The sequence below is a fragment of the Streptomyces sp. NPDC051738 genome (assembly GCF_044453205.1).
In the GTDB taxonomy this organism is placed as follows: domain Bacteria; phylum Actinomycetota; class Actinomycetes; order Streptomycetales; family Streptomycetaceae; genus Streptomyces.
The window spans coordinates 227,179-239,673 of record NZ_JBITCM010000010.1 but is presented as its reverse complement, the minus strand read 5'-3'; the positions used below and the strand labels follow the sequence as shown (position 1 = coordinate 239,673).

Annotated in this window: 11 protein-coding genes; 4 read left to right on the top strand and 7 right to left on the bottom strand. The window is 71.1% G+C overall.

Annotation, left to right across the window (positions count from 1 at the left end):
- Window position 1 precedes the first annotated feature (1 nt).
- Genes ACIA8X_RS24535 through ACIA8X_RS24525 form a run of 3 tightly spaced genes read left to right on the top strand, consistent with a single transcriptional unit; the run spans window position 2 to window position 1,727 of the window.
- Complete coding sequence (locus ACIA8X_RS24535) at window positions 2–508, top strand: carboxymuconolactone decarboxylase family protein (RefSeq protein WP_393453631.1); 507 nt, start codon at window positions 2–4, stop codon at window positions 506–508.
- Entirely contained in the window at window positions 505–951 is a 447-nt protein-coding gene (locus tag ACIA8X_RS24530) for a carboxymuconolactone decarboxylase family protein (RefSeq protein WP_399459101.1), read from the top strand. The genes ACIA8X_RS24535 and ACIA8X_RS24530 overlap by 4 nt, the downstream gene beginning before the upstream one ends.
- A 59-nt stretch (window positions 952–1,010) precedes the next feature.
- A complete protein-coding gene (locus ACIA8X_RS24525; protein ID WP_393453918.1) occupies window positions 1,011–1,727 on the top strand; it encodes an isocitrate lyase/phosphoenolpyruvate mutase family protein in 717 nt (238 codons plus the stop codon).
- 3 nt (window positions 1,728–1,730) lie between these two features.
- Here ACIA8X_RS24525 and ACIA8X_RS24520 read toward each other — a convergent pair whose 3' ends face one another.
- From ACIA8X_RS24520 to ACIA8X_RS24500, 5 genes are all read right to left on the bottom strand, one after another.
- Window positions 1,731–2,717 carry an ABC transporter substrate-binding protein gene (locus ACIA8X_RS24520; protein WP_393453625.1) on the bottom strand — a complete coding sequence of 329 codons (987 nt, stop codon included), beginning with the start codon at window positions 2,715–2,717 and terminating at the stop codon, window positions 1,731–1,733.
- 1 nt (window position 2,718) lies between these two features.
- Entirely contained in the window at window positions 2,719–4,668 is a 1,950-nt protein-coding gene (locus tag ACIA8X_RS24515; protein ID WP_393453622.1) for an ABC transporter permease, read from the bottom strand.
- Window positions 4,668–5,825 carry a glycine betaine/L-proline ABC transporter ATP-binding protein gene (locus tag ACIA8X_RS24510; RefSeq protein ID WP_393453619.1) on the bottom strand — a complete coding sequence of 386 codons (1,158 nt, stop codon included), beginning with the start codon at window positions 5,823–5,825 and terminating at the stop codon, window positions 4,668–4,670. The genes ACIA8X_RS24515 and ACIA8X_RS24510 overlap by 1 nt, the downstream gene beginning before the upstream one ends.
- Window positions 5,825–7,354, bottom strand: coding sequence for a GMC family oxidoreductase (locus ACIA8X_RS24505; protein WP_399459100.1), 1,530 nt, complete (start codon window positions 7,352–7,354; stop codon window positions 5,825–5,827). Before ACIA8X_RS24505 ends, ACIA8X_RS24510 begins: the two co-directional genes overlap by 1 nt.
- 68 nt (window positions 7,355–7,422) lie before the next feature.
- Window positions 7,423–8,949: an aldehyde dehydrogenase family protein gene (locus ACIA8X_RS24500; RefSeq protein WP_399459099.1), complete on the bottom strand. Its 1,527-nt coding sequence runs from the start codon at window positions 8,947–8,949 to the stop codon at window positions 7,423–7,425.
- Between the two features lie 264 nt (window positions 8,950–9,213).
- Here ACIA8X_RS24500 and ACIA8X_RS24495 point away from each other — a divergent pair, with 264 nt between their 5' ends.
- Complete coding sequence (locus ACIA8X_RS24495) at window positions 9,214–10,107, top strand: GNAT family N-acetyltransferase (RefSeq protein ID WP_399459098.1); 894 nt, start codon at window positions 9,214–9,216, stop codon at window positions 10,105–10,107.
- A gap of 28 nt (window positions 10,108–10,135) precedes the next feature.
- On the opposite strand, the gene ACIA8X_RS24490 is transcribed toward ACIA8X_RS24495, so the two are convergent.
- Both ACIA8X_RS24490 and ACIA8X_RS24485 read right to left on the bottom strand, forming a co-directional pair.
- Window positions 10,136–11,281 (bottom strand): DUF5954 family protein, encoded by a 1,146-nt coding sequence (locus ACIA8X_RS24490; RefSeq protein ID WP_399459097.1) that lies wholly within the window; start codon window positions 11,279–11,281, stop codon window positions 10,136–10,138.
- A gap of 154 nt (window positions 11,282–11,435) precedes the next feature.
- On the bottom strand, window positions 11,436–12,425 hold the full coding sequence (locus tag ACIA8X_RS24485) for a malate dehydrogenase (protein WP_399459095.1): 990 nt from the start codon (window positions 12,423–12,425) through the stop codon (window positions 11,436–11,438).
- Window positions 12,426–12,495 lie beyond the last annotated feature (70 nt).

Here is a 12,495-nt window from a genome sequence, read left to right as displayed (position 1 = left end):
CATGACGACTACAGAGACCACCACCGCAGTGGAGTACGCCCCCGAACACCCCGCCCGGCTGAACTGGGCCGCGCACGCCCCCGAGGTCTACCGGGCGATGATCCGGCTCGACGCGGCCGCCCGGAAGGGGCTGGAGCCCAAGCTGTACGAGCTGGTGAAGATCCGTGCCTCGCAGCTCAACCACTGCGCGTTCTGCCTCGACATGCACACCAAGGACGCGCTCGCGGCGGGCGAGAGCGTCGAGCGGATCGTGCAGCTCAGCGCCTGGGAGGAGTCCGCGCACTTCTACACCCCCAAGGAGCTCGCGGCGATCGAGCTGACGGAGGCCGTGACCGTGCTGACGGACGGGTTCGTGCCCGACGAGGTGTACGCGAAGGCAGCCAAGCACTTCGAGGAGGCCGAGCTGGCGCAGCTCATCGCCGCGATCACGGTGATCAACGCGTGGAACCGGTTCGGTGTGACCTGCCGTATGGCACCGGGCCACTACCAGCCGGGGCAGCACGCGTGACGGTCCGCACCCGGCGGCTCGACCCGGCGGTCGCGCGGGCCATGTCCGCGCTCAGCGCGACCGCCAAGCAGGGCCTCGGCGACCCGGCCCTCGCCGAGCTCGTGGTGATCCGGGCCTCGCAGCTCAACCACTGCGCGTTCTGCCTCGACATGCATCTCGCCCTCGCCCGCGAGCACGGCGTCAGCGAGGAGCAGCTCGACCTGGTGGCCGCCTGGGAGGAGGCCGAGGACCGCTTCGACGAGCGGGAACGGGCCGCGCTCGCGCTGACCGAAGCGGTTACCGTGCTCACGGACGGGTTCGTGCCCGACGAGGTGTACGCGCATGCCGCCGCGCACTTCGGCGCCGCCCGACTCGCCCATCTCATCGGGCTGATCGTCGCCATCAACAGCTGGAATCGGGTGATGGTCAGCCGCCGTATTCCACCAGGGGGACATACCGCGTGACCGAGAACGGGACCAAGAGCGGGGCCAGGAGCGGGGCCAAGAACGGGGACAAGGTCGAGATCCTCCGCTCACTCCACCGGCGCCGCTCCCCCGCCGACCCGCTCGTCCTCCCCGGACCCTGGGACGCCGCCAGCGCCCGCGTCTTCGTCGAGGCCGGGTTCCCGGCGCTCGCCACGCCCAGCGCGGGGGTCGCGGCCTGTCTCGGGTACGAGGACGGGCAGACCCCGGCCGACGAGATGTTCGCGGCGGTCACGCGGATCGTACGGGCCGTCGACGTGCCGGTGTCCGCGGACATCGAGGGCGGGTACGGGATCGCGCCCAAGGAGCTCGTGGAGCGGCTGCTGGAGACGGGCGCCGTGGGGTGCAATCTCGAAGACTCCGAGGGCGGGGTCCTCAAGGAGCCGCGCGGGCACGCCGAGTGGCTGGCCGAGGTGCGTCAGGCCGCCGGTGACCGGCTCGTCGTCAACGCCCGTATCGACACCTTCGTCCGGGACGGCTCCGCACCCAAGCGGGCCGCCGAACAGGCCATCGAGCGGGCCGCGTTGTACGTCGCCGCGGGCGCCGACTGCGTGTACCCGATCGGCGCCCCCGTCGACGTACTGCCGCTGCTGCGGTCCGGGATCCAGGGGCCGATCAATGTGCACGGCACGGTCGCGGGCGGCCCCTCGCCCACCGAACTCGGTGAACTCGGGGCCACCCGGGTCACGTTCGGGCCGCAGCTCCAGCGCGGCGCCGCTCAGGCGCTACGGGAGATCGCGGCCGACCTCGCGAAGTGACCGTCAGGACAGCCACGCCTTCCATGTGGACTCGTGGCTGTCCACCCACTTCTTCGCCGCCTCGTCGGGCGACAGCTTCTGCTCGGCGATCATCAAGGAGACCTCGTTCTGGTCCTCGGTCGTCCACTTGAAGTTCTTCAGCAGGGCCGCCGCCTCGCCGCCGTTCTTGGCGAAGTCCGCGTTGAGGTACTTCTGCAGCGGGGTGTGCGGGTAGGCGCAGGCGACCTTCTCGGGGTCGGCGTCGCAGCCCTCCTTGTACTCCGGCAGCTTCACCTCGGTCATCGGGACCTTCTTGAACAGCCACTGCGGCTCGTACCAGTACGTCAGGAAGGGCTTCTGCTCCTTGGCGAACTGCTTGATCTGCGTGATCTGCGCCGCCTCCGAACCGGCGAACACCACCTGGTAGTTCAGGTCCAGGTTGCTCACCAGCGCCTTGTCGTTGGTGACGTAGGAGGGCGAGCCGTCCATCAGCTGGCCCTTGCCGCCGCTCTCCGCGGTGCGCATCTGGTCGGCGTACTTGTTGAGGTTCTTCCAGTCGGTGACGTCCGGGTGCTTCTTGGCGAAGTACGTCGGGACGAACCAGCCGATGTGCCCGGTGACCCCGAGGTCACCGCCGGGCACGATCGTCTTCTTGTCCTTGACGTACCGCTGCTCCTCCTCCGGGTGGCCCCAGTCCTCCAGGAGAGCGTCGACACGGCCCTGACTGAGCGCGTCCCAGGCGGGCACCTCGTCGATCTGGACGGTGTCGACGCGGTAGCCGAGCTCCTTCTCCAGCAGGTACTGGGTGACGGCCACGTTGGCCTGCGCGCCGACCCAGGACTGCACGGACAGGGTCACGGTCTTGGCGCCCTGGGCGTTCGCGAACGGCGAGGCCTGCTTGGTCATGTCGGCGGCGCCGCAGCCGGTCAGCGCCAGCAGGGCCAGCGAGGACACGCCGGCCACTACGGCAGTCGTACGGACACGGGTACGCATGCGCATACGAACTCGCATGTCACGCTCCCTTCTTCGCGCGGCGTTCCGTCGGTTGCGTCACCCGGTCCAGCATCAGGCCCAGGCAGACGATCGCGGCGCCGGCCACCAGACCGGTAGCCAGGTCGCCCTGCGCGAGGCCGAAGACGACCTCGTAGCCGAGCGCGCCGCCGCCGACCAGGCCGCCGATGATGACGACGGCGAGGACCAGGACCACGCCCTGGTTGACCGCGAGCAGCAACGCCGGGCGGGCGAGCGGGAGTTGGACCTGGCGCAGCTGCTGGGCGGGGGTCGCGCCGAGCGAGCGGGACGACTCCAGGGCGGCCGGGTCGACCTGGCGCAGGCCCTGGGTGGTGATGCGGACGACGGCGGGCAGCGCGTAGACGACGGCCGCGGCGACCGCGGGCGCGCGGCCCACGCCGAACAGGGCCACCACCGGGATCAGGTACACGAACTGCGGCATCGTCTGGAAGACGTCCAGGACGGGGCGCAGCAGGCGTTCGCAGCGGTCGCTGCGGGCGGCGGCGATGCCGATCGCGAGGCCCAGGACCAGGGTGACGGCCACGGCCGCCAGGACCTGGGAGAGCGTGTCGAGCGACGGGTTCCACACGCCGAGTACGCCGATCGCGGCCATGGCGAGGACGGCGGTCAGGGCCGTGCGCCAGGTGCCGATCAGCCAGGCGAGCGTGGCGACGATCAGCAGCACCGACCACCAGGGAAGCCACTGCAGGCCGTCGCGCACGGGGTCGAGGACCCAGGTGGTGAAGTGGCCCGCCCAGTCGGCGGTGCCGCCGATGACGGGGACACCGGAGTAGAGGTGGGCGGTCATCCAGTCGACGGCGCTGTTCACCGGCTCGGCGATGTTCAGCGCCAAGGCGTCGGGCCAGTCGAGGCGGCCCGCGAGGCGCGCGGCGACGGCGACGGCCACGGTGGCGGCCAGGGCGTACAGCCAGCGCGCCCGGCCGTTGGGATGCGGCTCCTCGCCGAGGCCTTCGCCGGCCGCGCCGGTCACGCGGTCCAGGACGACGGCGAGCAGCACGATCGGGATGCCGGCCGCGAGCGCGGCGCCCACGTCGACCGAGGCCAGGGCCTGGTAGACGCGGTCACCGAGGCCGCCCGCGCCGATCACCGACGCGATGACCGCCATCGACAGCGCCATCATGATCGTCTGGTTGAGGCCGAGGAGGAGTTCCTTGCTGGCCAGGGGGATACGGGCGGTCAGCAGGCGCTGGCGCGCGGTGGTGCCGAGCGACTCGACGGCCTCCAGCACCTCCTTGTCGGCGCCGCGCAGGCCGAGGGCGGTGAGGCGGGCCATCGGCGGGGCGGCGTAGACGACGGTGGCCAGGACGGCGGCGGGGACGCCGATGCCGAAGACCAGGACGACCGGGAGCAGGTAGGCGAAGGCCGGGAGCACCTGCATGGTGTCCAGGACGGGGCGCAGCATCCGGTCCATACGGTCGGACAGCCCGGCGGCGAGGCCCAGCACCGCGCCCACGACGACCGAGGCGAGGACCGCCACGATCATCAGCGCGAGGGTCTGCATGGTCGGGATCCACATGCCGAGGAACCCGCAGGCCAGGAACGCGGCGGCCGTACCGGCGGCGAGCCGCCAGCCGGCGACGCGCCAGGCGATCAGGGACGCGGCCGCGGTGACGCCGGCCCATCCGGCCGCGAGCAGCACCAGGTAGACGGCGCGTACGGAGATCACGACCGCGTTGCTGATGTGGCCGAAGAAGTAGAGGAACAGCGGGTGGCTGTCCCGGTTGTCGATGATCCAGGTGCTGACGTTGGTGAGCGGCTCGGAGACGTCGACGGTCAGCGCGGCCGGCCAGGTGCCGCTCGCCCAGCGGGCGTTGGCCAGCGGGACGAGGATCGCGGCGACGAGGGCGAGCAGCAGGAGCTTGCGGGCGGCCGGGCGCTTGAGGAAGCCGGGCAGGGCGACGCGCGGGGCGGCTGCGGTGACGGTGGCCATCACGCGACCTCCTTGGGCTGCTCCGTCCCCGCTATGACTGGCTGCTCCGTCCCCGCCACGACGCCGAGCAGCCGCTCGTGGTCGACCACCCCGAGACAGCGCCCGCCCTCCATGACCCGGGCCGGGGCCCCGGTACGCGCCACGGCCTCGATCGCCTCGGACACCGTCGCGTCCGGCGCGAGCGCGGGGCCGCTGCCCGCCTCCTCCGCCGACGCGGCGCGCATCGCCGTACGCACCGTCATGACCTGCTCACGCGGCACGTCCCGGACGAACTCGCGGACGTAGTCGTCGGCCGGGGAGCCCACGATCTCCTCCGGGGTGCCCAGCTGGACCACGGCGCCGTCGCGCATCAGGGCGATGCGGTCGCCGAGCTTGAGGGCCTCGCTGAGGTCATGGGTGATGAAGACCATCGTGCGGCCCTCCTCGCGGTGCAGGCGGACGACCTCCTCCTGCATGTCGCGCCGGATCAGCGGGTCGAGCGCGCTGAACGGCTCGTCGAAGAGCAGGACCTCGGGGTCCACCGCCAGCGCCCGCGCGAGGCCGACGCGCTGGCGCTGACCGCCGGACAGCTGGCCGGGCCTGCGGTGCTCCATGCCCTCCAGGCCGACCTTGGCGACGACCTTGGCTGCCCGCTCACGGCGCTCCGCCTTGCCGACGCCCTGGATCTCCAGGCCGTACGCCACGTTGTCGAGGACCGTGCGGTGCGGGAGCAGGCCGAAGTGCTGGAAGACCATCGCGGCGCGGTGGCGGCGCAGTTCGCGCAGGCGGGTCTTGTCCATGGCGCGGACGTCCTCGCCGTCGATGGCGATGGTGCCCGCCGTCGGCTCGATCAGCCGGGTCAGACAGCGCACCAGCGTGGACTTGCCGGAGCCGGACAGGCCCATCACGACGAAGACCTCGCCCTTGCGGACGTCGAAGGACACGTCACGGACGGCCGCCGTGCAGCCGGTGCGGGTGCGCAGTTCGGCGGGGGTGAGCGCGGTCAGCTCGGGGTCGGCGGGTATGCGGTCCGCCTTGGGGCCGAAGACCTTCCACAGGCCCTCGACGGAGAAGACCGGGGCGGTCGGGGGCTTGCGGGTCTCGGGCGTAGTGCTGTCGGTCGTCGTGCTGTCGTTCTTCGTGCTGTCGGTCGTCATGGTCTTGGGGGTCGTACTCATCACGCCTCACCTCCGATCAGTTCGACGGCCTTCTCCCCGACCATGAGCACCCCGATCATCGGGTTCACTGCGGTCATCGTCGGGAAGACGGAGGCGTCGGCTATGCGTATGCCGTCCAGTCCGCGGATCCGCAACTGCGGGTCCACGACGGCCATTTGGTCGTCGGCGGCGCCCATACGACAGGTGCCCGCCGGGTGGTACACGGTGTGCGCGACCTTGCGCGCGTACTCGCTCAGCTCCTCGTCGCCGGTGACTTCCGGACCTGGGCACACCTCGCGCTTCAGCCAGCTCGCCAACGGTTCGGTCGCGGCGATCTCGCGGGCGATCCTGATCCCGTCGACGAGGGTGCGGCCGTCGTAGTCGTCCTCGTCGGTGAAGTACCGGAAGTCGAGCGCGGGCTTCACGGACGGGTCGGCGCTGGTCAGGTACAGGCGGCCGCGGCTCTTCGGCTTGGGGATGTTCGGGGTCATCGAGACGCCGAACTCCGGCCGCTGGTAGCCCAGTCGCTCCGGGTTGTCCGTGAACGGGATCTGGTAGAAGTGGAACATCAGGTCGGGGCCCTGGTGTTCGGGGTCGCGGCGGACGAACAGGCCCGCGTCGGAGTCCATCGCGGAGTTCTCGGGGATCGGGCCGTGGGTCTCCCAGACGATCACCGACTCCGGGTGGTCGAGGAGGTTCTCGCCGACGCCCGGCAGGTCGTGCACGACGGGGATGCCGAGCGCTTCGAGGTCGGCGCTGGGGCCGATGCCGGAGTGCAGCAGCAGACGGGGCGAGTCGACGGCGCCCGCGCACAGGACCACCTCGCGCCGGGCGCGGATCAGCTGTTCCTCGCCGTCCTTGGTGCGCACGTGCACGCCCTCGGCGTGCGTGCCGTTCAGCTCCAGCCGGTACGCCCAGGTCTCCAGCAGGATCGTGAGGTTCTCGCGCTCGTCCATCACGGGGTGCAGATACGCCACCGACGCCGAGGAGCGCTTGTTGTTCTCGGGGTGGTAGGCGAGGTCGAAGAAGCCGACGCCCTCGGTGAAGGGCTGCTTGTTGAAGCCCTCGACGCGCGGGACGTCGAGCGCGCTCTGTGCCGCGTCGACGAAGTCACGGGCGATGGCGTTCCGGTCCTGCTCGTCGACGGGGACGACGTTGTTCTTCAGCCGGGCGTAGTACGCCTCCATCGGCACCGCACCCCAGCCCTTGGCGCCGGCCTCCTCCCACTCGTCCCAGTCGGACGGCAGCGGCTTGAAGGCGATCAGGGTGTTGTGCGAGGAGCAGCCGCCCAGGACGCGGGCGCGGCTGTGCCGGATGTGCGAGTTGCCGCGTGGCTGCTCGGTCGTCGGGTAGTCGTAGTCCAGCTCACCGCCGAGCAGGCCCATCCAGCGGCGCAGGGTCAGCACGTCGTCGCGGCCCACATCGCTCGGGCCGCCCTCGATGACGGCGACGGTGACGTCGGGGTTCTCGGTGAGACGGGAGGCGATGACGGAGCCTGCGGTGCCGCCGCCTATGACGACGTAGTCGTACTCGTGGGTCTTCTCGGGCATGGGTGAGGTACTCCAAGGGGGGGTGATCTGGGCTGACTTGGGCGGACGGGGCCCGGTGGTCGGTGGGGTCAGCCCGCGAACCAACGCACCGGCTGCGGCGCGAGGTTCTGGTAGACGTGCTTGGTCTCGCGGTACTCGGCGAGTCCGGCGGGGCCGAGTTCGCGGCCCACTCCGCTCTTGCCGAAACCGCCCCACTCCGCCTGCGGGAGGTAGGGGTGGAAGTCGTTGATCCAGACGGTGCCGTGCCGCAGGCGGCCGGCGACCCGGCGGGCCCGGCCCGCGTCGGCGGTCCAGACGGCGCCCGCGAGGCCGTACTCGGTGTCGTTGGCGAGGGCGATCGCCTCGTCCTCGGTGCGGAAGGTCTCGACCGTGAGGACCGGGCCGAAGACCTCCTCGCGTACGACCCTCATCTCGCGGTGGCAGCGGTCGAGGAGGGTCGGCTCGTAGAAGTAGCCGCTCTCCGGTCGGTCCTCGGACGGCTCGGGGCGCTTGCCGCCGGAGCGCAGCACCGCGCCCTCCTGGAGCGCGGATTCGACGTACGCCTCGACCTTCGCGCGCTGCTGCTCGGAGACGAGGGGGCCGCACTCGACGCCGTCGGCGGTGCCGCGGCCGAGGCGGATCTTCTGGGCCCGGCGGGCGAGTTCGGAGACGAAGCGGTCCCGGACCGACTCCTCGATGATGAGGCGGGCGCCCGCCGAGCAGACCTGGCCGCTGTGGATGAAGGCGGCATTGAGGGCCTGGTCGACGGCGGTGTCGAAGGCCTCGTCGGTGGAGCAGGCGTCGGCGAAGACGACGTTGGGGTTCTTACCGCCGAGTTCGAGCGCGACCTTCTTGACGCCGGGCGCGGCCGCCTGGGCCACCTTGGTGCCGCTGACCAGGCCGCCGGTGAAGGAGACGAGGTCGACGTCGGGGTGCTCGGAGAGGCGGGCGCCGACGGAGTGGCCGGGGCCGGTGACGATGTTGGCGACGCCGGCCGGGAGGCCCGCCTCGACGAGCAGCTCGATCAGGGCGACGGTCGTCAGCGGGGTGATCTCGCTCGGCTTGACGACGAAGGTGTTCCCGGCGGCGAGGGCCGGGGCGATCTTCCAACTGGCCTGGAGGAGCGGGTAGTTCCAGGGCGTGATCAGCGCGCACACGCCGACCGGCTCATGGACGACGACGCTGTGGATGTCGGTCGAGCCCGCGTCGACGACCCGGCCCGGGCCCTCGGCGGCGACGAGGTCGGCGAAGTAGCGGAAGGCGTCCGCGACGCAGTCGATGTCGACCCGGCCCTCCTCCACGGTCTTGCCGGCGTCGCGGCTCTCCAGCAGACCGAGCGGCTCGCGGTCGCGCACGAGCAGGTCGGCGACACGGCGCAGCAGGGCGGCGCGCTCGGCGACGGGCGTCAGGGGCCACTCGCCCTGGCCGCCGTCGAAGGCGCGGCGGGCGGCCGCCACGGCCAGATCGGTGTCCTTCTCGTCACCCTCCGCGATCACGGCGAAGGGCAGGGCGTCCGCGGGATCGAGGATCTCGCGCGTGGCGCCGGAGACGGCCGTGCGCCACTCTCCGCCCGCGTGAATCGTCTGCTCTGCCTGCCTTGCCTGCTGTCCGGTCATGATCGGTGTTGCCTTCCGTTCCTGTTCAGCGCCCCTGAGTCACACAGGTGTCACTCATGAGGACCGTCACCGCCTGCCCCGGCCTCCGGATTGCATGCGCGTTCACTGCCGGAAAGTGCGGTGCGTCACTGAAAATCTGGCCAAACAGTAACAAAAGGGGCACCCAACGCCGGTCGGTGGCGGATCCGCCCCCTTGACTAAAGCGAGTGGCGAACCTTTGACTAAAGTCAAAGAAATATGGAGCCCGCATCAACGGAGCACGTGATGGAGCCAGTGTCGACGGAGCACGTGACGGCCTTGCGCCGCTTCAACCGCTACTTCACGCGCCGTATCGGCGTACTGGACGACCACTACCTCGGCCAGAACCGCCCGCTCGGAGAGGCCCGGCTGCTGTTCGAGATCGGGGACGGTGCGTCCCTGCGCGAGCTCAGGAGCCGGCTCGGCCTGGACGCCGGGTATCTGAGCCGGATGGCGAAGGCGCTCGAAGCGCAGGGCATGGTCCGGCTGACCGCGCACCCTCGGGACAGCCGACTGCGCATGATCGAGTTGACCACCGCCGGGCGGGCCGAGGTGAAGGAGCAGAACCTGCGGTCGAGCGCCGTCGCCACCGGGCTCCTCGAAGGCCTCAGCGAACCGCAGCGCGCCCGGCTGACCGAGGCCCTGGCCACCACCCAGCGCCTGCTGCGCCTCGCGGTCATCACCGTCGACCTCGTCGACGGCGCCGCACCGGACGCCCGTCACTGCCTGGACGCGTACGCGGCCGACATCGACGAGCGGTTCCCCGAGGGGTTCGACAAGAGCGACCTCGTACGGCCGCAGGAGGTGTCCGGCGACTCCGGCGCGTTCTTCGTCGCCCGTGAGGAGGGCCGCCCCGTGGGCTGCGGGGCGCTACGGCGCCTGGAACCCGGCGTCGGGGAGATCCGCCACGTCTGGGTGCACCCCGACGCCCGCCGCCTGGGCCTCGCACGGCGCCTCCTCGACGCCCTCGAAGGCGAGGCCGCCGCACGGGGACTGACCGTCGTACGCCTCGACACCCACGCCGCGCTCACCGAGGCGCAGTCGATGTACCGGGCCTGCGGATACACGGAGATCCCCCGGTACGACGACAACGTCTACGCCGCGCACTGGTTCGAGAAGCGACTGCCCCCGGCCTCCTGAAGCGCGCCCGGCCGGTGCGCCCCCGCTCTCAGCCCGTCCCCGTACCCGTCCCCATCCCCTTCCCCGTCCCCTTCCGCTTCTTGCGCCGCTCCCACTCGGCCTCCCAGAGCCGCTGCAGCTCCAGCGTCCGTTCGTCGAGCTCGATCGGCTCGTCCTCGTCCTCGTCCTCCTTCCACAGTCCCTGTTCCTTCAGTTGGCGGGTCTGGACGTCGATCGGCGGTTCGGGGTCCCAGTCGGAGGGACGGGGGCCCTCGGGGCCGTCGGGGCCGATGCGGACGAGGCGTTCGACGCGGGTGACGCGGTAACGGACACCCGCGACCGTGGTGACGTTGGAGCGGGTCTCGTCGAGGCGGTCGGCGATACGGGCGTACTCCGCGCGCTTGTCGTCGTCGAGGCGGAGGGTGAACGGGGCCATCACCCGCAGCCAGGAGGCCAGGGAGTCACGGGCCGCCTGGGGGGTGCTGTGGTTGGCGCCCGGGTCGAAGGCCCGCCATCTGCCGTCCACGCGCTCGGAGATCATGAAGACCGCCGGGAGCAGCACCCCGCCCGGATACTCCAGCCGGGCCCGCCGCGCGTCCTCGGTGACCTCCGGCGGCGAGTCGGGCGTCACTCCGACGAAGTCCACCAGCTCCAGCTTCAGGATGCCGTTGGACAGTCCGGTGCCGGTGAACGGGTCGACCACGAAGCCCTTCGCGGTCGGGCCGAGCCGGTAGGCCTCGCCCACCTCCGCCGTGTCGGGGTCGGACGGGCGGGGCGGCTCGGGGCCGTTGGGGCCCATGCGGACGAAGCGCCCGGCGCGGATGATCCGGAAGCGTTCGCCGCGCACCCGGACGTCGTCGACCACCTCCCGGTCCATCCGCCGCGCCGCCGCCATCCACTTGCGCCGGGCCGTCTCGTCACCCGCGTCCTCGGCGTTCTTCGCCGCCAGCCGGAAGTGCGATCCGAGCGAGTCCCGGGAGCCCTGCGGAGCATCGGTGCCGGTGCCCAGCAACTCCCAGCCGCCCGTCTCGCATTCGCGCGCGTGGAAGAACTCCGGGAGACCCACCCCCATCAGCTCCGGGTACCGCGTCGTCGCCTCCCACGCCTCCTGTTCGGCGAAGGCCGCGATCGGCCCCTCCTGCTGAGTGACGCGGATCGTCAGATAGGCAGGTGTCTCATCTCGGTAGTCACTCACACACCGAGAGTGCCCATCGATCACCGGTCGGCACACGGGATTTGACATATTCGATTCCGGCGGAACGGGTGTCCTGTAGGGCTGCCTCCCTGAACGCACCGGTCCCCGGCCGCTGTTGCAGCGACCGGGGACCGGGAAGTGGATGCGGGTCGGCTCAGATGAGGCCGAGGGCGCGGACCGCCTCGCGCTCCTCCTCGAGCTCCTTGACGGAGGCGTCGATACGGGCGCGGGAGAACTCGTTGATCTCCAGGCCCTGGACGATGTCGTACGTGCCGTCCTTCGTGGTGACCGGGAAGGAGGAGATGAGCCCCTCCGGGACGCCGTACGAACCGTCGGACGGGATGCCCATGGAGACCCAGTCGCCGTCGGCGGTGCCGTTGACCCAGGTGTGGACGTGGTCGATGGCGGCGTTGGCGGCCGAGGCGGCCGAGGAGGCGCCGCGGGCCTCGATGATCGCCGCACCGCGCTTGGCGACGGTCGGGATGAAGTCCTCCGCGAGCCACTTCTCGTCGTTCACGACCTCGGCGGCGTTCTTGCCGGCGACGCTGGCGTGGAAGATGTCCGGGTACTGGGTGGCGGAGTGGTTGCCCCAGATGGTGAGCCGCTTGATGTCGGCGACCGTGGAGCCTGTCTTCTTCGCGAGCTGGGTGAGCGCGCGGTTGTGGTCGAGGCGGGTCATAGCGGTGAACCGCTCGGCCGGTACGTCGGGGGCGGCGGCCTGCGCGATGAGCGCGTTGGTGTTGGCCGGGTTACCGACGACCAGGACCTTGATGTCGTCCGCGGCGTGGGCGTTGATGGCCTGGCCCTGCGGCTTGAAGATGCCGCCGTTGGCCTCCAGGAGGTCACCGCGCTCCATGCCCTTGGTGCGGGGGCGGGCGCCGACGAGGAGGGCGACGTTGGTGCCGTCGAAGGCGACGTTCGGGTCGTCGGAGATGTCGATGCCCTGGAGCAGCGGGAACGCGCAGTCGTCCAGCTCCATGGCCGTGCCCTCGGCGGCCTTCAGCGCGGGGGTGATCTCAAGGAGCCGCAGCTTGACCGGCACGTCCGCGCCGAGCAGCTGGCCGGAGGCGATGCGGAAGAGCAGGGCGTAACCGATCTGGCCGGCCGCGCCGGTGACGGTGACGTTCACGGGAGTGCGGGTCATGGCGTTCTCCGTAGGACAGCTGGCGGTGAGGCATCCCTGCCCCGGGGTGCGGGGCGAAGAGATGATCGAT